21 protein-coding genes are annotated in these 17,937 nt (G+C 68.8%); 14 read left to right on the top strand and 7 right to left on the bottom strand.

The genetic code is table 11. The annotated features are described in order from the left end of the window. Positions 1–30 precede the first annotated feature (30 nt). The 6 genes from P9K36_RS15240 to P9K36_RS15215 all read left to right on the top strand — a co-directional run bounded on the left by P9K36_RS15240 (position 31) and on the right by P9K36_RS15215 (position 3,879). The gene (locus tag P9K36_RS15240) at positions 31–435 is read left to right on the top strand and encodes a hypothetical protein (RefSeq protein ID WP_043347060.1); all 405 of its coding nucleotides are present in this window, start codon (positions 31–33) and stop codon (positions 433–435) included. An 81-nt stretch (positions 436–516) separates the two neighbouring features. Next, a complete protein-coding gene (locus P9K36_RS15235) occupies positions 517–1,389 on the top strand; it encodes a dienelactone hydrolase family protein (protein ID WP_111473885.1) in 873 nt (290 codons plus the stop codon). Between the two features lie 189 nt (positions 1,390–1,578). Then, the gene (locus P9K36_RS15230; protein ID WP_043347066.1) at positions 1,579–2,034 is read left to right on the top strand and encodes a response regulator; all 456 of its coding nucleotides are present in this window, start codon (positions 1,579–1,581) and stop codon (positions 2,032–2,034) included. A gap of 77 nt (positions 2,035–2,111) precedes the next feature. Continuing rightward, the gene (locus P9K36_RS15225) at positions 2,112–2,312 is read left to right on the top strand and encodes a hypothetical protein (RefSeq protein WP_278307254.1); all 201 of its coding nucleotides are present in this window, start codon (positions 2,112–2,114) and stop codon (positions 2,310–2,312) included. 116 nt (positions 2,313–2,428) lie between these two features. Then, positions 2,429–3,604: a hypothetical protein gene (locus P9K36_RS15220; protein ID WP_043757883.1), complete on the top strand. Its 1,176-nt coding sequence runs from the start codon at positions 2,429–2,431 to the stop codon at positions 3,602–3,604. Between the two features lie 74 nt (positions 3,605–3,678). Next, positions 3,679–3,879 (top strand): hypothetical protein, encoded by a 201-nt coding sequence (locus P9K36_RS15215; RefSeq protein ID WP_043757880.1) that lies wholly within the window; start codon positions 3,679–3,681, stop codon positions 3,877–3,879. A gap of 3 nt (positions 3,880–3,882) precedes the next feature. Here P9K36_RS15215 and P9K36_RS15210 read toward each other — a convergent pair whose 3' ends face one another. The 7 genes from P9K36_RS15210 to P9K36_RS15180 are packed head-to-tail and all read right to left on the bottom strand — an operon-like array spanning position 3,883 to position 9,373. Then, a complete protein-coding gene (locus P9K36_RS15210; protein ID WP_043380736.1) occupies positions 3,883–4,839 on the bottom strand; it encodes a YncE family protein in 957 nt (318 codons plus the stop codon). Further along, on the bottom strand, positions 4,836–5,369 hold the full coding sequence (locus P9K36_RS15205) for an SRPBCC family protein (RefSeq protein WP_043380734.1): 534 nt from the start codon (positions 5,367–5,369) through the stop codon (positions 4,836–4,838). The genes P9K36_RS15210 and P9K36_RS15205 overlap by 4 nt, the downstream gene beginning before the upstream one ends. Before the next feature lie 21 nt (positions 5,370–5,390). After that, positions 5,391–5,981, bottom strand: a complete 591-nt coding sequence (locus P9K36_RS15200) for a DUF447 domain-containing protein (protein WP_043757877.1) — start codon at positions 5,979–5,981, stop codon at positions 5,391–5,393. Between the two features lie 4 nt (positions 5,982–5,985). After that, entirely contained in the window at positions 5,986–7,548 is a 1,563-nt protein-coding gene (locus P9K36_RS15195; protein WP_043757874.1) for a DUF6513 domain-containing protein, read from the bottom strand. Next, on the bottom strand, positions 7,545–8,120 hold the full coding sequence (locus tag P9K36_RS15190; RefSeq protein WP_043757870.1) for a uridylate kinase: 576 nt from the start codon (positions 8,118–8,120) through the stop codon (positions 7,545–7,547). The genes P9K36_RS15195 and P9K36_RS15190 overlap by 4 nt, the downstream gene beginning before the upstream one ends. Next, a complete protein-coding gene (locus P9K36_RS15185) occupies positions 8,117–8,818 on the bottom strand; it encodes a (5-formylfuran-3-yl)methyl phosphate synthase (RefSeq protein ID WP_043757868.1) in 702 nt (233 codons plus the stop codon). Before P9K36_RS15185 ends, P9K36_RS15190 begins: the two co-directional genes overlap by 4 nt. Before the next feature lie 27 nt (positions 8,819–8,845). After that, complete coding sequence (locus P9K36_RS15180; protein WP_043380837.1) at positions 8,846–9,373, bottom strand: DUF3280 domain-containing protein; 528 nt, start codon at positions 9,371–9,373, stop codon at positions 8,846–8,848. A 186-nt stretch (positions 9,374–9,559) separates the two neighbouring features. On the opposite strand from P9K36_RS15180, the gene P9K36_RS15175 reads away from it, so the two are divergent. The 8 genes from P9K36_RS15175 to P9K36_RS15140 all read left to right on the top strand — a co-directional run bounded on the left by P9K36_RS15175 (position 9,560) and on the right by P9K36_RS15140 (position 17,786). After that, a complete protein-coding gene (locus P9K36_RS15175; RefSeq protein ID WP_043757863.1) occupies positions 9,560–10,831 on the top strand; it encodes an ABC transporter substrate-binding protein in 1,272 nt (423 codons plus the stop codon). 121 nt (positions 10,832–10,952) lie between these two features. Further along, positions 10,953–11,936, top strand: a complete 984-nt coding sequence (locus P9K36_RS15170) for a YVTN family beta-propeller repeat protein (RefSeq protein WP_043348205.1) — start codon at positions 10,953–10,955, stop codon at positions 11,934–11,936. Between the two features lie 67 nt (positions 11,937–12,003). Beyond that, positions 12,004–12,438, top strand: a complete 435-nt coding sequence (locus tag P9K36_RS15165) for a hypothetical protein (protein WP_100793965.1) — start codon at positions 12,004–12,006, stop codon at positions 12,436–12,438. After that, complete coding sequence (locus P9K36_RS15160; RefSeq protein WP_043757860.1) at positions 12,438–12,680, top strand: hypothetical protein; 243 nt, start codon at positions 12,438–12,440, stop codon at positions 12,678–12,680. Before P9K36_RS15165 ends, P9K36_RS15160 begins: the two co-directional genes overlap by 1 nt. After that, entirely contained in the window at positions 12,677–13,426 is a 750-nt protein-coding gene (locus P9K36_RS15155) for an ABC transporter ATP-binding protein (RefSeq protein ID WP_043757857.1), read from the top strand. Before P9K36_RS15160 ends, P9K36_RS15155 begins: the two co-directional genes overlap by 4 nt. Further along, positions 13,423–14,316, top strand: coding sequence for an ABC transporter permease (locus tag P9K36_RS15150; RefSeq protein WP_043348198.1), 894 nt, complete (start codon positions 13,423–13,425; stop codon positions 14,314–14,316). Before P9K36_RS15155 ends, P9K36_RS15150 begins: the two co-directional genes overlap by 4 nt. Before the next feature lie 13 nt (positions 14,317–14,329). Then, positions 14,330–14,968, top strand: coding sequence for a hypothetical protein (locus P9K36_RS15145; protein WP_043348195.1), 639 nt, complete (start codon positions 14,330–14,332; stop codon positions 14,966–14,968). A gap of 247 nt (positions 14,969–15,215) precedes the next feature. Further along, complete coding sequence (locus tag P9K36_RS15140; protein ID WP_043757855.1) at positions 15,216–17,786, top strand: TonB-dependent receptor; 2,571 nt, start codon at positions 15,216–15,218, stop codon at positions 17,784–17,786. Positions 17,787–17,937: the final 151 nt, after the last annotated feature.

Below are 17,937 nucleotides of genomic sequence, written 5' to 3'. Positions count from 1 at the left end.
CCGGAAGGCAGGTTCAGGGCGGAGGACCCGATGGGCAACGCAGCCGCGGCCGAACTGTTCGGCAATGACGACTGGTCGGTCCAGACGGACGGGATCGAGCACCGGGAGACCGGCTATTTCATCGCGCGCGGCGCCCTGGCAATGCGCCGGGCCGAGGGCTTGTGGGACTGGCCGCTGCAGATGGCCGAGAAGCGCTGGTGCCGGCCGAGCCTGTTCCGGGAAGCCTTCCTGGCGGCCCTCGACCGCTTCGGCATTGCGCGCGACGCCGAGCTGATCCGGTCCTTCGCACTGGGCTACGGCATCCGCGCGGTGGTCGCACCGGCCGCCGACACCTTCGTCAGCCTGGGTGAGATGCTGACGCCGCGCGAGACGCTTGAACCGATCCGGGTGACCGTGCGCCGGCCGGCGCGGGCCCTGGCTGCCGCAGGGGCGTGACGGACCAGCGGCGGGCGGATGATTTGACCCGGGCCGCCGCACGCGGATAGCCCTCATCCTTGAAGCAAGGGAGAGAGCATCATGGCGGATCACGACCGGGCTGGACTCGACGGGCTGATCACGCCGCCCTTGTCCCGGCGAGGCTTCGTGATGACGAGCCTGATGAGTGGCTTGACCCTCGCGACCACCCGCGTGGAAGCTCAGGTGATCCACACGGACCCGACCGGCATCGAGGCCGGCGAGGTCAAGATTCCGGCCGCAGACGGGCCGATGCCGGCCTATCGGGCGGTTCCGGAGGGCACCGGCCCCTTCCCGATCGTTCTGGTGATCGAGGAGATCTTCGGCGTCCACGATTATATCAAGGACATCTGCCGCCGGCTCGCGAAGGCCGGCTACTGCGCGGTGGCGCCCGAACTCTACGCCCGCCAGGGCGATCTCTCGACCATGTCGGATCCCACGCAGATCATCCGGGACGTCATCGCGAAGACGCCGGACGCGCAGTGGATCGGCGACCTCGATGCGGCGGCCGCCTGGGCGGCTTCGGCGGCGAAGGGTGATCCGAACCGGCTCGGCGTCATGGGCTGGTGCCGGGGTGGACGCGACGTGTGGCTGTACGCGGCGCATCGTCGCGACCTGAAGGCGGCGGTCGCTTGGTACGGGCCTGTCGGCGGCGAACGCACCGACATTCAGCCGCGCACCGCCGGCGACGTGGCCGCCGAGATCCACGCTCCGCTGCTCGGCCTGTATGGGGGAGCCGATACCGGTATCCCGGTAAAGGCCGTAGAAGAGGCGCGCGATCGTGCTCTGTCTGCGGGCAAGAGCGTCGAGATCGTGATCTATCCGGATGCGCCGCACGGCTTCCACGCGGATTACCGTCCGAGCTACCGGCGTGAGGCTGCCGAGGATGGCTGGACACGCGCTCTGGCTTTCCTGAAGTCACACGGTGTCGGCTGAAAAGACGTCATCGACGGTCGAGCGAACGCGTTCTGCGTTGGCTGTGTTGCCCAAGACACGGCCTCAATTTCTCAATTGTGCAAGGATCAAAGGAGGATCTGTGCCCGCGCGGGTGTGGCCCTTCGCGGCGTTCGGGCGTTGAACCGATCGAAGCGACCGCCGTTCAGCCCCTGTAGAGTGTCCTGGCCCATGAGCGAATCGGTACAGCCTGGCCAGAAGCCCGTGATCCTCGTCGTGGAAGACCAGCCCGACGAGCGCTTCCTCGCGGCCACGCTGCTGGAGGATACGGGCTTCACGGTCATCGAAGCCGAGACCGCCGATCGCGCCCTGGCCATTCTCAATGATCGCGCGGACGAGGTCAGCGTGGTGTTCTCGGACGTCCGGACCCCCGGGCCGATCGGCGGTTTTGAACTGGCGCGGATCATCGGCGTGACCTGGCCGCGCGTGCGGGTCCTCCTCACCTCCGGCGATGCCGGCGACCAGCCGAGCGACCTGCGCGTCTCGGCGACGTTCATCCCGAAGCCCTGGCGCGCCGAAGACATCCTCGCCTGGGTGGAACAGGCCGCCGGCCGGCCGTCCACCGAGCCCGGACCGTCCGTTATCGGACCGGGCGGCAAAATAATCCCCACCGGCCTGGAAACCTGAGGCGGCCACACAGTTGTACGCCACTCCGGAGCAGCAGCCCCCGGACATGCGCAGTACACTTGACCCGCGGCACCGCCATGAAGATCGTTGCAATCAACCACGCCGATTCCCTGCGCCGGCCCGGCGCCCGGGATACGGTCGAGTCCGTCTTTCTCGATACGGTCCGCGAGGGGCTGCTCAGCGTCTACGGCGCAGCGGAGCACGACATTCCGGCGGAGATGGCAGCGATCGTGCGGCGGCTCGACCGTCCGGATATGACGCGGTGCATGCTGTCCTGAGGCTCGACCGCCGAAGCTTGGCGGAAGACTGAGGCGATGAGTCGCCAAGGCGAGAGAATCTGCTATTCAGCGCATTCTGACCTGCCGACGCCAAGCGTCTCTCAGTCGAGTCCCTGATGCGTCTCACAGTTCTTCGCGGATCGCTGACTGCAGCCGCGATCATGACCCTGGCCGGCCTCGTATCCGTCCAGGCGGCGACGCCGCCCGCCCAGCCTGCCGATGGGGCGGGGGGTGCGGGTGACCGCAAGGCCACGATCACCAAGCGGCTGCTCGGGCGCGGCACGGCCTCCACCTATGCGTTCTACGCAGCGGGCGCTGCGCCGGAGGCGGGACGGCCCGTCGCCATCGTCCTGCACGGCTGGGGGGCGGTCAATCCGCAGAGCTATGGCGGCTGGATCGACCATCTCGCCCGCCAGGGCTGGCTCGTCCTGTTCCCCCGGTTTCAGGAGGTCAACCGGACGCGACCGGCCGATGCCCCGGCCATCGCGGAAGGCTTGGTCAAGGCCGCGCTTGCGGAACTTGCGACGGAGAGCGAGGCCAAGCCCGATCTTGGCCGCGTCGCGATGATCGGCCACCTCGCCGGCGCGCCGCTCGCCATGGATCTCGCAGCGGCCGCGAAGGCGCAGGGCCTACCGGTTCCGAAGCTGATCTTTGCGGCGACGCCCGGCGGTATCGCCAGCGGGCCGAAATCCAGAGGTATCGCGCTGACCGACCTGGCGGCGATCGACCCATCCACGCTCCTCGTGGCCATGGTCGGCGACAAGGACACGCGGGCTGCCGACCTCGCGGCGAAGCGTCTCCTGCGCGAGGCCAGCGGCGTGCCGCTGGACCGCAAGTTGTTCGTGCGGGTCCTTTCGGACGATCATGGCTTCCCGGCCCTTACGGCGACGCTGGCCGCCCCTGCGGGCGTCGACAGCGCCTATGACGGGGGCAACATCAAGCCCGCTCCGGAGCCCAAGGATGCGCCTAAGGAGTCGACCAAGCCGCCGCCGTTCCGCTGGTCCGCCGACATGGCCTTGACCGGCGAGCAGCAGACGCTGGTCTCGCAGATCAATCTCGCCCGGGTCGATGCCCTGGACTATCTCGGTTTCTGGAAGACCTTCGACCTCGCCGCCGCCGCGGCCTTCGCCGGGTCGGATGCGACGGCGCTGAAGAACAATCCACGCCTGGCCGACATGGAGCGCTGGAGCGACGGTTGGCCGGTGAAGCGGCTCGCCGTCGAGACGCCCCGGCCCACGCCGGCCGCGCAGGCGGGGACGCCGGCATCCGCGCCCGCAGGCCGCAAGCGCTGAGATCGGCGGTTCCGGCAGCTTGGCCCTGGCGCGGGGCTTGCTAATCTCCTTCCGTTCGACACGGGAGCGCGATCATGCCCGAGTTCGTCGCCAGCCTGCTGGCCGCTGCAGCCTTCTGCCTGACATTGCTCGCGCTGAACGCGCTGACGCGGCTGCTGATCCAGGCGCATTTCGCGCCCTCGGATCTCGGCGAGACCGGCCTCCTGCAAATCGGCGGCGCGCTGGTGATGGCCCGGGCGGCCTACCGCCGGGCGCCGCACCGCCGCATGGGCTGAGCCTCAGCGCAGGAAGGCGCCGAACGAGCGCGGGCCGTTGCCGGTGGGGATGGTCGCCAGCACCTTGAGCGTCTTGGAATCGAGGACGCTCAGGGTGTTGTCGCCCCAATTGGCCACGTAGAGGCGGCCGTCCGAATCCGCGGCGATCCCTTCCGGATGATCGCCGACATCGACGTCGGCGATCGGCTTCAGAGTGGCGAGGTCGAACGCCGTGACGCTGCCGGCATATTGGTCGGTGACGAAGCCGCGCCCGCCGGCGAGGGCGATCACGTAAGGCCGGCGGCCGGTCGGCACGCGGCCGATCTCGCGCCCGGTCTTCAAATCCAGAACCGAAACATCGTCCCCGGTGACATTGGCCGTGTAGGCGCGCCCGGCCGCGGCATCGAGGGTGATGCCGAACGGATGCTGCCCCACGGGAATGACGGAGCTCTCCCGTCGGGTCGCTGTATCCACGACGGAGACCGTGTCGGCCTCGCGGTTGGCGACATAGAGCGTTCCGCCATCGGGGCTGACGGCGATTCCCGAGGGCGAGGCGCCGACCGCGATCTCGCCGTCCGGGACCAGCGTACCGTCGCGCTCGGTCAGCACGAACAGACGGTGCCCGTACCAGTCGGCCACGTAGACGGTGCCGCCCCGCGGGTCGGCCGCGACGCCGAGCGGCCCGCCGGGCAGCGGCACCTCGGCGAGGACGCGGCCGGCATCGAGATCGAGGATCGCGAGACCGTGCCCCTCCGGACGCGTGACGTAGGCGCGCCGGCGATCGGGCGACAGGGCGATCCCGGCCGGGGCCCCGTCGACGGGGATGCGGCGCACCACCGTCCGGGTGGCCAGATCGACGATCTCGACCGCGCCGCCGAGCTGCGCGGTGACGATGGCCTCCCGGGCCGGTTCGGCTCGGGAGGCGGTTGCGATGAGAACGAGGCCGGCGGCGAGGGCCGCGCGGCCCCGAGACAGGCTCACGAGCCCTTCTCGACCTTGGCCTTCAGGTTGGCGAGGCTCGCCTTGATCCAGTCGCCGACGCCCTTCTCGGAAGCCTCGTCGTTCAGATCCGGCGGCGGATCGTTGTTCATGTAGCCGCGATAGAAGGCCGCCTTCCACTCGACCTTCGACTTGGCGTTGCCCTCGGGCTCGACCGTGATCGTCGCCGAGTAGTCGTTCGCCGGAAGATCCTTCACGTCGACCTTGTCGATGTAATAGGAGAACAGCTTGTCATCGGGCTTGTACTTGTTGCTGGTCTCCTGGATCTGATCGCCGTTCTTCAGGGTCAGGACACGCTTGAACTTGCCGGCCGGATCGCCGTTGAGCTCCGTCTTGGTGACGTTCTGCATCCAGTCGGAATTCTTCATATCGCCGAGCACGGCCCAGACCTTGTCGGCGGGGGCGTTGATCTCGATCGACTCGGTGATCTTGCGCCGGGTTGGGCCGTGGGCCTGCGCGGTAGCCGCCACTAGGGCTGCCGTGGCCGCCAGGGCCAGGGTGATTTTCTTCATCTTGTCCTTCTCCTCCCGCCCTCAGCGGTCGTCGCGATCGAGAACGCGCGCCTCGGGGCCGAGCGCCGCCGCGACCTTGTCCTCGATCCAACCCCAGGCCTCGCGCTCGCGCGGTCCAGCGGTCTTGCCGATGGCGATGGCGAGGTAGGCCATCTCCGTCAACACCTTATCGGGCTCCAACATGTGGAGCCGGGTCGAAAGAATGGCGCCTTCGAGGACGGCGGCCTGCGCGCGGTTATAGCCGATGAACGGCTGATGCGCGGCGCTGTGGACCATGCGGCCGCGGAAGCGCGGCCGCGTCTCGTGGGCCTCGACGGCGGCGACGGCGAACTCCGCGTGGCCGAAACTGTCGGCGAGGCGGCGGCCCTCGATCGCCGTGCAGGGCAGCGTCGGCCATTCGCGTCGGCCGGTCACCGCGCCGGCGATCACCCGGATGTCGCGGGGGCTCGAGGCTGCGAAGCAGGGGTTGGCCTCCAGATTGGCGATGGTCGGCGACGGCCGGAACGGCGCGAGGACGTAGCCGTCATCCTCGCCGATCAGTCCGAACGGAACGAGGTGCAGTTCGCCCGCCGGGGACAGGGTCGTGACGATGGTCTCGAGGATCAGCGGCATGGCCTCACGCCTTGTCGGCGGGGACGAGGCGCCCGCAGACCAGCTTCGTCGGCGGGTCCTGCGGACGCTCGGGCGCGGCCTCGGCCCGCACCTGGGCTTCGGGAATGGTCTCGGGCGGCGTTGCGCCGGCCTCGGGCCCGGTCAGCCGGGCATCGCGTGTCCCCGGTGGCGGCGCATCGGGTCCCGAATGCCGGGTATGGCCGGCCTTCTTGAAGGCGGTGGCATCCTCGATGTCGGCGTCCGCGGCGCAGCCCCAGTCGAGCGCTTCGTCCTGGACGTAGCGCTTGCCGAGCCGCCACGCCGTCTCCGCCTTGGCCAGTTCGGCGCCGAGATAGAAGGCGTGGGCGCCGTCGCTAGCCACATCGAGTTCGGGGAAGAAGGCCATCGCGTCGGTGCCGACCCTGTGGATGTCGCGATTGTAGAGGTGGATCCCGTCTTCGGCGGTCACGATCCGGTAATTCGGGTCGCGCACCTCCGCGGCGGCCTGGGCGATCTCGTCGGCCGTCTGCACGAACGGGCGCTTGTCGTGGAGGGCAAGCAGCGCCCGACCGTATCCCTTGGGCAGCGCGGAATCGGCCTTGGCCGCGTACATGACCCGTCGGGCGGCGTCGTGCTCCTCGACGGTGCGCCGGGTGTGGTTGGAGACCTGCACGATCAGCACGTTGCCGATCGACAGCTCCGAGCACATGCCGACGAGCAGCGCGGTGACGCCGAGGGAATCGGCCTCGGTCAGCTCGGTGAGATTGCCGGTGCCCATCATCATGTCGATCTCGGGCCAGCGGGCGCGGGTGTCGCGGTAGCGCGCGATCGAATCGACGAAGCCGTGATGGATCGGCTCCAGGATCGGATCGGCGAGGAAGGGGCGTCCCGCCTTCAGCATGCGCTCGATCGCGCGATCCAGGGAGGGCAGGTCGTCCGGCCGCAGGGGCACGAGGATCGGCACCGCGTCGGTCTCGAAGGCGAGATCGAGGGTCTCCTCATTCAGGCTCAGCAGGAAGTCGGCGCCGGCCCCGGCGCCCCGGACCAGCTCCTCGCGGGAGAAGGAATCGACGCTGACCTTCAGGCCTGCGCCCTTGAGGGCCTGGACGGACTCCTCGAGATGCGGAAACGGAGTGTCGGGCAAGCCGCCGAGATCGATGACGTCCGAGCCGCGCTGGGCGAGATCGAGGCCCTTGGCGACGATCTGCGCGACACTCATCTTCGACGCATCCACGATCTCCGAGAAGATCCGGAGGTCGTGCCGGGACAGATCGACCTTGCGCGCGGTCAGGCCGAGCCAGGCCGGCAGGTCGACCACCTCGTCGGGTCCCCGCTCCACGGGCACACCGAAATGGGCGGCGAGATGCTCCGGGTTGGCCCGGCACCGGCCCGGAAGGATGATCCGGGTGGCGCCCTCGGGGAGGACGATCCGTCGGCGGATGATCTCCTCGGTCATCAGCGCCGCGACCTTCACGCCGGCATCCGCGATGCTCCAGTGCAGATTCTCCGGCAGCCCCGCCGCGACCTTCTCGAGCCGCGCCCGGGCCAGACGGCCGGTGACGAAGACGATGTGCTCGGGGGTGCTCACGCGGCCGTCCTCGTCTCGACCGCAACGCGGCACTGCGGGCCCCAGATCTCGATCGCCCCCTCGAACTTGGCGGCGAAGCCCGGGAAGGCGCCATCCACGATCCCCTCCTGCGCCAGCGCGACGGGATCCCGGCCCTGCGGTACATCGATGGATTTCACCAGGACGCAGCGCTCGGCCCGGATCCGCGTCGCGAGCCAGAGGGCGAGGCTGTCCGAGGTCACGTCCCAGGTTTCCGGAATGTCCGGTTGGCCGCCGCGCAGGCCGCGCGGATTCCAAACCCGAATCCGGGCGGGCGCGGTCTCCGCCCAGGGCTCCAGGCTCTGCGCCAGACGCGGCTCGATCCCGCGGAAGATTCCGGCCGCGTCGCTCATGGCATCGAGGGCCCGGCGATGGGCCTCCGCATCGCCGAACCGCTCCCGTGCCTGCGCGGCACGGACGGCGTCGGCGAAGGCGCCGCCGCCCGGGACCACGATGCAGCGCCCGTGCGCCCCGTCGCCGATCGCCGTCAGCAGGGCGCGGCGGCGATGCGGATCCGCTTCGAGGCTGCCGCCGATCTTGATGACGGTGGTCACGCCGCGTCCTGCCGGCTCGGCCGGAGGGCGCGCAGCGCCTCGGCCACGCGCAGGGGATCGATGCCGTTGCGGCGGTCGAAGTCCCGGCACAGGCCGCCGCGGAAGCCGAGATAATCCGGCCGGTATGCGCACAGAACCGGGATGTCGATCACCCGGAGCGACCCGGCGAGGCCACTCATCAGGTCGTGCACCCGGCAGGCGGCGGTAAAGGCCGAGAGATCCGCGGGAGCGGCGAGATCGGGCAGGCGGGCGCCGGTCTTCCCTGCGGTATCGACCATGGCGCCCGCGAAGCCGGCGGCTGCGAGTGCGGGCACATGCGGGGCCGTCGTGCCGTCCTCGGCGAACAGCACGGCGATCAGCCGCCGCGGTGCCGCCGCGACAAGGTCGACCAGGGCCGACGGATCCCGGAGCAGGGCTGGCGCGATGCCCACCTTCACCCAGTCGACGCCGGTCTGCGCCAGGGCGGCCACGGATCGGACCGCGGGATCGGCCACCGCACTCGTCGCGGCACCGCCGGACACGCGGGCGACGATCTCCCGCACGATCCCGTCGTCCAGGGCGCCGAGCGCCCCGCGCTCCGGATCCTTGGCATCGATCAGGTCGGCACCCGCAAGGCGAGCGGCCTCGGCCTCAGCCGGATCGCGGACGCTGACGAGGAGCCGGGGCAGAGGATCTTGCTGGGTTGAAAACGTGGGCACGAAACACTCGGACTTGAACGGACCGTCTCAGGACTTCCCGGGCAGCGGCTCGGCGAGCAGGCGGTTCTTCACCACCCAGCGCATCGCGTGCGCCCAGGTATCGTCGGTGTCGGCGCGGATCGTCACCTGGCCGCCGCGCACCGCCTTGCCGGTATCGGCCTCGGCGATCGTGACGCTCAGGTTGAAGATCTGACCGGACCCCTTCTCCACATAACCGGTCACGACGAGGTCCGCACCCAGGCTCTTGGCGATGTCCGCCGCGCAGCCGTTGCATTTGTAGAGCGGCCCCTCCTTGGCGACGACGTCGGCCTTGGATGCGGTATCGACGATCTCCAGCCCGGCCCTGTCACGGAGGGCGTTGCGCAATTCGTCCGTGACGAGTGTGAGTTTCCGCGCATCGACCGGCCGCGTCCGGGTTCCATAGGAGGCGCCGGGATCGAAGAGTTCGACCGGAAACACGGCCGCCTTCTCGGCGGCGCTGGCCGCGCCGGGCAGGGCGGCCGAGAGCGCCACGAAACTGCAGGCAATCGCGGCGCGGAGAGACGTCAGGCGCATCGGCGGGAGCTTCCTCTCGAGGCGTTCGGCCGCCCGTATCGGCGGCGTCGTTCCCGCCATAGGTCGGGCGAAGGGACAATTTGGCAATGTACTTCCGCGTCCACCTATCCCACGACGGCAACGTGAACGTCGGGACGACACGCCGCGGTTGAGCGGCCAGAGCGGAAGCTGATAGAGGCCGCCCACATGCATCATCCTGCACCCGACACCGTCTTCCGGCCTCCGACGCGCCCAGCTTGGCTGCGCGCTGCCCTCGTCGCGCTGGCCCTGGCTCCGCCGTCGGCATGGGCCGAGGACCAAGCCCCGGCTGCGGCGGCGCAACCGGCCCAGCACGCGGCCCCGCAGGGGATCGAGACCCATATCGGCCTGATCTACCGGCCGCAGCCTGCGCCGTCCTCCTACGATGCTGAGGCGGCGCCCGAGGACGAGGGCCTGGCCGGCGCCAAGATGGGCATCGCCGACAACAACACCACCGGCCGTTTCACCAAGCAGTCCTACGTCCTCGACGAGGTGGCGCTGACGGACGACAAGCCGGACGCCGTGGCGGCCGCCAAGACGCTGATCGGCAACGGCGTCCGCTACCTCGTCCTGGCGCTCCCCGCAGATTCCGTCCTGGCGGTCGCGGACGCAATCAAGGACACGGGGGCCGTCATCCTCAACGCGGGGGCTGCCGACGACCGTCTGCGCGGCGCCGATTGCCGCGCCAACGTGTTCCACATCCTGCCGTCCCGGGCGATGCTGACCGATGCCCTGGCGCAGTACCTGACCGTGATGCGCTGGCGGAAGCTCTTCCTGATCGTCGGCCCGACCGAGGCCGACAAGGCCTACGCCGACGCGATGCGCAATTCGGCGCGGAAATTCGCGCTGAAGATCACCGCCGAGAAGCCCTGGACCTTCGGCCCGCTCGCCAAGGCGCGCGGCGACACGCCGACCCGGGCCGAGGCGATGGTCTTCACCCGGGGCCTCGACTACGACATGGCCGTCGTGGCGGATGAGGAGGGCGACTGGGGCGACTACGTTCCCTACCGCACCGTCGATCCGCGGCCCGTCGGCGGAACGCAGGCGCTGACGCCCACGACGTGGTCGCCGGTCCTGGAGACCTGGGGCGCCGCGCAGGCCCAGAACCGCTTCCGCCGGCTCGCATCGCGGCTGATGCGCCCGCTGGATTACCAAGCCTGGGCGGCGGTGCGGACAGTCGGCGAAGCCGTCACGGCGAAGAAGACCAACGATCCGGCCGTGATCGCCCCGTACCTCGTCGATCCCGCCTTCACCCTTCCGGCCTACAAGGGCGTGCCGCTGAGTTTCCGGCCTTGGGACCATCAGTTGCGCCAAGCGATCATCGTCGTGCAGCCCAAGGCGCTGGTCTCCGTCGCGCCCGAGCAGGGCTTCCTGCACCAGCGCACGCCCCTCGACACGCTGGGCGTCGACCTCCCGGAGACCACCTGCAAATTCAAGTAGGCCCGCGGCCTGCGGCGATGGAGAGCGGCCAAGGCCCTCGCAACGCGCGGGAATCGCACTACAAACCACCGGAGAGAACGTCCGCCGAGGACGCCGGGAAGCCGCAAGGGAAGGAATTGGGATGAGCCGCCCCGTCGAGGCATGTCTGAGTGGGATCGCCCTTGGGGCGTGGTTCGCCCTGTGCGGTCCGGCCGCCGCCTTCACCGCCTACGTCACGAACGAGAAGGGCAACTCGGTCAGCGTCATCGACACCAACACGATGGCGGTGACGGCGACCTGGAAGGTGGGGCGGCGCCCGCGCGGCGTGACCGTCTCCAAGGACGGCAAGGAGGTGTACGTCTGCGCCAGCGACGACGACCGGATCGACGTGCTCGATACGAGTTCCGGCAAGGTGGTGCGCTCGCTGCGCTCCGGGCCGGATCCGGAGCAGTTCATCCTCGATGCCTCCGGCAACCCGCTCTACGTCGCCAACGAGGACGACAGCCAGGTCACGATCATCGACATCGAGAAGAACAAGGTGCTTGCCGAGGTGCCGGTGGGTGTCGAGCCGGAGGGGATGGGCCTGTCGCCGGACGGCAAGGTCCTGGTCAACACCTCCGAAACCACCAACATGGCCCACTTCATCGACACGAAGACCTTCCAGGTCATCGACAACGTGCTGGTCGATGCCCGGCCGCGCTTCGCCGAGTTCACCGCCGACGGAAAGTACCTGTGGGTCTCGGCTGAGGTCGGCGGCACGGTGAGCGTCATCGACGTGGCGCAGCGCCGGGTGATCAAGAAGATCACCTTCAAGATCCCGAGCGTGAACGACGAGGCGATCCAGCCGGTGGGCATCCGGATCACCAAGGACGGCAGCAAGGCCTTCGTCGCCCTGGGTCCGGCCAACCGCGTCGCGGTGATCGATGCCAAGACCTACGAGGTCGAGAAGTATCTGCCGGTCGGCCAGCGCGTCTGGCAACTGGCCTTCACGCCGGACCAGAAGATGCTGTTCACCACGAACGGCACCTCGAACGACGTCTCGGTGATCGACGTGGCCGCCGAGAAGGTGGTGAAGAGCATCCCGGTCGGGCTCCTGCCCTGGGGCGTGGCGATCTCGCCGAACTGATCCGCGCGACCTCCGGGCGCCAAGCGAGGACGGCCGCGTGCGAAGCGGCCCTAGGGTGGAACACGACATGACGCGCATGTTTCGAACGGCGGCCCTCGGCCTGGCAGGGCTGCTCGCCGCATCCCCGGCGAGTGCCCTCGACCTGACCAAGAAACGGGAGAACCTGCCCGACCTCGTCCTGGGCGACGATCAGGGCAACGACTTCGTGGTCGAGAACAAGGACATCACCCTGGAATCCGGCAAGGCCTACCGGCTGCGGATCGTCGCCAAGGGGCGCCAGGAATACAAGTTCTACGCGCCTGAGTTCTTCCGTTACATCTGGTTCAACCAGATCGTGATCGAGCACAAGGAGATCCACGGCGGCGGACCGCCCGATCACCTGGAGTTCGACGATCCCGGCGAGATCGCCATCGAGTTCGTGGCGATCAAGCCCGGCACCTACACCTGGGCGGCGCGCGGCCTGGAATCCAAGGGCATGACCGGCACGCTGACGGTGAAGTGATGCGCATCCTCCTGCTCTCCGCCTGCCTCCTCGCTGCCGGTCCGGCTTTCGCGGCCGACGATGCCTCCGCCTGTGCCGAAGGCATCACGATGATCCGCGACGCCCTTGCGCTGAATCCGCCGGAGGCGGCCGTGCCGAAGCTCAAGAAGGCCCTGCGGGTGGCCGAGCGGGAGCAGAAGGAGGGCGAGTTCGACGAGTGCCTCGACGCCGTGGCCGACGCCCGGAAGGTCCTGGGCCGATGAGCGCATCCGAGGCGGCGGCCCTCCTGATCGAGCATGTCGGCCACCGGTTCGGCGCCCGCGCCGCGCTGGACGACGTCTCGATCACGGTGGAGCGCGGGCACTTTGCCGCGCTGCTGGGGCCGAACGGCGCCGGCAAGACGACGCTGTTCTCGGTCATCACCCGGCTCTACAACAACCAGACGGGGAGGGTCTCGATCTTCGGCCACGCCCTCGATCGCGAGCCGTCCCGGGCGCTGGCGCGACTCGGCGTCGTGTTCCAGGCCCGCACCCTCGACACCGATCTCACCGTCGAGCAGAACCTTCTCTACCATGCGAGCCTGCACGGCATCACCCGCACCGCCGCCAAGGTCCGGGTCGGCGAACTCCTCGATCGCGTCGGTCTGGCGGATCGGCGCCACGACAAGGTGCGCACGCTCTCGGGCGGGCAGTCGCGCCGCATCGAGATCGCCCGCTCGCTGATCCATCGCCCGGACCTGCTGCTCCTCGACGAGCCCACCGTCGGACTCGACCTCGAGTCGCGGGCCGACATCGTGGCGATCGTCCGCGCCCTGGTGCGGGAGGAGGGATTGTCGGTGCTCTGGGCAACCCACATCTTCGAGGAGATCGCGGACGACGACGATGCGGTGGTCCTGCACCGGGGCCGGATCGTCGCCCGGGGACGGGCCGGCGAGATCGGCATGCCCGGCGAGGCGCTCGCCGACGCGTTCCGCCGCCTCGTGGCCGAACCGGGGAGGGCGGCGGCATGACCCATCCGACACCCCTCGCCACACGGATCGGCGCCGCCCCGCCGCGGAGCCAGACGGAACGGATCGGTCGCCTCGACGCGGTGGGCTACCTGATCTGCCTCGGCGGCATCGTCCGCCGCGAATTGCTGCGCTTCTTCAATCAGAAGGAGCGGTTCTTCTCGGCGCTGGTCCGGCCGCTGGTCTGGCTGTTCATTTTCGCGGCGGGTTTCCGCAACACGCTCGGCGTGTCCATCGAGCCGCCCTACCAGACCTACGTGCTCTACGAGGTCTACGTGGTGCCGGGCCTCGCCGTGATGATCCAGCTGTTCAACGGCATGCAGTCGTCCCTGTCGATGGTCTACGACCGCGAAGTCGGCTCGATGAAGGTGCTGCTGACCTCGCCCTATCCGCGCTGGCTGCTGCTGCTTGCCAAGCTGATCGCCGGCGTCGCCGTCTCGATCGTGCAGGCCTACGCGTTCCTCGCCGTGGCCTATTTCTGGGAAAGCGACATCCCGGTGCTCGGCTACCTCACGGCGCTCCCGGCATTCCTGGCCACCGGGCTCATGCTCGGGGCGATCGGGCTGTTCCTGTCCTCGCTGGTCCGCCAGCTCGAGAACTTCGCCAGCGTGATGAACTTCGTGATCTTCCCGATGTTCTTCGCTTCCTCGGCCCTCTATCCCCTGTGGCGGATTCGGGAATCCTCGGAGACCCTGTACTGGATCTGTGAGCTGAACCCGTTCAGCCACGCGGTCCAGCTCGTCCGCTACGCCCTCTACGTCCAGTTCGAGCCGGTCGCCTGCGCCGTGGTGGTGGGCGTGGGGCTCGCCTTTTTCGGCATGGCGGTGGTCGCCTACGATCCCGGTCGCGGCATCATGGCCCGGCGCGGCGGCCCGGCCGGCGACAACACCTGATGGAGCCTGCCTGATGAACGTCCTCCTCACCCGCATCCTCGGCCCGGTGCTGGGGCTGGCCTTTCTCTCCGGCCCCGCCCTGGCTCAGCCGAAGCCGGACCCGAATTGGCCCTGCGTCCAGCGCAAGGTCGCCACCCTGAGCGCCGGCCAGTTCTGGACCGGACCGGACGTCGCGGCGGCCGGCGATTGGGGCAGCGACAACGATGCGGCGGTCCTGGCGCAGAAAATCGCCTCCCGGCGCACGGACCTGTCGCAGGTCGGGCCGCTCCTCGACACGTTCGTGGAGAAATTCGGGTCCGACAAGGACGCGAAGGACAAGGCCCTGACGCGCGTCTTCGCGGGCGTGTTCGAGGTGCTGAACGGCGAGCGGGACAAGGTGGTCAGCGGCATCGCGCGCTACGCGCAGGGGCAGCGCCGGATGGCCGAGCGGATCCGCGACGAGGCCGACAAGATCAGCCAGGTGAAGGACGCGCCGAGCGCCTCGGACGCCACCGAGCTTCCCAAGGACCAGTCCGAGCTGGAGACGAAGTTCGCCTGGGATCGCCGGATCTTCCAGGAGCGAAGCCAGTCACTGACCTATGTCTGCGAGGTTCCGCAGCTGCTGGAGCAGCGGCTCGGCGAGCTCGCCCGCCTGATCCAGGCGCGACTCTGACAGCGTTCGGCCTCCTCTTGCCGATTCATCCCGGGCACATTGCCGAAACGTCCCTAAGCCTCTGAGATCGTTATCGAAACTGTTGCCGTTTCACCACGTCGTGACGGCTTAGCTTGGCTCCGACCGGAAATAGAGCCGAAACGCGGCTCGCGTGTTCTTGAACCAATTGTGTGCGTCCCCGGCACCCGCCAAGAGAGACCCAAGCTCGGAAGTCACGAGCATGTGTTCGGTCTTGAGGGGGTTGGGGATGTCACTTCGGGCGCTTCGGAGCAGCCTGGTCGCGTCAGCATCGGTCCTGGCGGGGACGGTTCTCCCCACCGCCGTGCAGGCTCAGCAATCGGTGACGCTCGGCGAGATCAGCGTCGTCTCGACGTCGCCGGTCGGGTCCGGCGGCGGCAATTCGAGCCAGGCGCAGATCTTCAACGGGCCCGGCCCGGTGCCGCCGGCGGGTTCGGTGGGACCGAGTATCGGAACGCGGCTGCGCGGCTCCGAGCAGCCCCTCTACAAGATCCCCAGCACCGTCGAGTCGGTCACCGCCAGCGATCTCACGATTGATCGCGCCAGCAACAACCTGACCACGACGCTGGCCCGGCGCACCCCCGGCATCAACGTCTCCGACTCGCAGGGCAACAACAACCGCGTCGACATCACCTATCGCGGCTTCACGGCCTCGCCGGTCCAGGGCGTGCCGCAGGGACTCGCCGTCTACCAGAACGGCGTGCGCATCAACGAAGCCTTCGGCGACATCGTCAATTTCGACCTGATCCCCCCGCAGGCGATCCAGCGGATCGACGTCGTCACCGGCAACCCGGTCTTCGGCCTCAACGCGCTGGGCGGCGCGGTCAACATCCAGATGAAGAACGGCTTCACCTGGCAGGGGACCGAGATCTCGGCCTGGGGCGGCTCGGACGCGCGCACCGCCGGCTACCTCGAATACGGCAAGGTCTCCGGCCCCTGGAGCGTCTACTTCACCGGCGACGGCCTGAACGACCGCGGCTGGCGCTACGAGAGCCCGAGCACGATCGGCCGGATCTACGGCGACATCGGCTACCGCTCCCAGGATTCGGAGTTCCACCTGATCGGGCTCGCCGCCCGCAGCTTCTACGGCGCCGCCGCCGCGACCCCGGTGGACTTCACCCACCGCGACCCGCGGGCGATCTTCACCTACCCGCAGACCACCACCACCGAGGTCGGCACCCTCCAGCTCACCGGCCGGGTGGACATCTCGCCGACCTGGGATCTCGCCGGCAACGCCTATTTCCGCCGCTTCAGCCAGACCTACGTCGACGGCAACGACGGCAACTTCGAGAATTGCAGTACACGGTCGAGCTTCCGCGGGAATCTCTGCTTCGAGGATGACGGCTTCAGCCCGGCTGCCGGCCAGTCGCAGAACGCCTTCCGCAACCAGTTCCTGATCCTGGGCCAGCAGAACCAGCGGATCCCGTTCCGGGCGGGCATCCCGTACGGCACGCTGGACACGACCCGGACGGAAGCCACCGGCTTCGGCGGCTCGCTGCAGGCGGCCAACCGCGACCGGATCTTCGGCCTGTCCAACACGTTCGTGGTCGGCGGCAGCATCGACGCGGCCAACTACTCGTTCAAGTCGTCCAGCACCCTGGGCGTGATCAACCCGAACCTGTCGATCACCACCGATCCGAGCAACCCGTTCTACGGCAACATCCCGGGCCTCGGCACGCCGCAGCTGCGGACCGCGGGCGCGCTGGGCATCGCGCCGAGCTCGGTCAACGGCTCCAACCTCTATATGGGCCTCTACACCCTCGACACGCTCGACGTGACCGACCGGCTGTCGCTGACCGCCGGTGCCCGGCTCAACTTCGCGCGCATCCAGAGCGAGGATCTGACCGGCTTCTCGCCGGACGTGACCGGCACGCACTACTTCAACAAGATCAACCCGGTCGCCGGCCTGACCTACCGGTTCTTCGACGCGCTGAACCTCTACGGCAGCTACTCGGAGTCGAACCGCGCCCCGACCCCGCTGGAACTGGCCTGTGCCAACCCGGACCGGCCGTGCCTGCTGCCGAACTCGCTGGTGGCCGACCCGCCGCTCAAGCAGGTCACCGGGCGGACCTACGAGGTCGGCTTCCGCGGCCAGCTGCCGAACACCTATGACGGCGGCATCATCACCTACAAGATCGGCGCCTTCCGCACCGACCTCGCCAACGACATCCTGTCGCTGGCCACCCCCGGCAACACCGCCCGCGCCTATTTCGTCAACGTGCCGTCGACGCAGCGGCAGGGCATCGAGGTCGGCGGCGAGTACACGGCGGATTACCTGCGGGTCTACGCCAACTACGCGCTGGTGGATGCGACCTTCCAGTTCAACGGCACCCTGTCGTCGCCCAACAACCCGCTGGCGGATGACGGCGCGATCCAGGTCCGCAAGGGCAACATCGTGCCGCTGGTGCCGACCCATCAGATCAAGGCCGGGTTCGACTATTTCGTCACGCCCGACTGGCAGTTCGGCCTCTACCTCCAGGCCTTCTCCTCGTCCTACTTCCGCGGCGACGAGTCGAACCTGAACCGGAAGCTGCCGCCCTACTACGTGCTGAACTTCCAGACGAAGTATCAGGTGACGAAGAACCTCGAGGTCTTCGGCCTGATCACCAACCTGACCAACAACCGCTACGCCACGTTCGGCACCTTTGCCGAGCCGGGCGCGGTGGCCGGCAACCTGCGGATCAGCGATCCGCGGACCACGACCCTGGCGCAGCCGTTCTCGGTCTACGCCGGCATCCGCTACGCCTTCGGTGCCGACCCCGTGCCGATGTCGCCGGAGCCGATCATCCGGAAGTACTGATCCGTCCCAGGTGTCCAGAAGCGGGCGCCTCCCGCGGCCGACCGGCCGCGCGGGGCGCCCGTCGCGTTTCGCGGCCCTGCATGCGGCCTCCTGTCTCGGGAACGGGCCCGTCTGCCCGGCGTCTCCCCGGTAGCCGCGCCGGCGCGTCACA

It is taken from the genome of Methylobacterium sp. 391_Methyba4 (genome assembly GCF_029691625.1).
GTDB classification, from domain to species: Bacteria; Pseudomonadota; Alphaproteobacteria; order Rhizobiales; family Beijerinckiaceae; genus Methylobacterium; species Methylobacterium fujisawaense.
The sequence above is the reverse complement of the archived record's forward strand: the minus strand, read 5'-3'. Positions and strand labels throughout refer to the sequence as shown.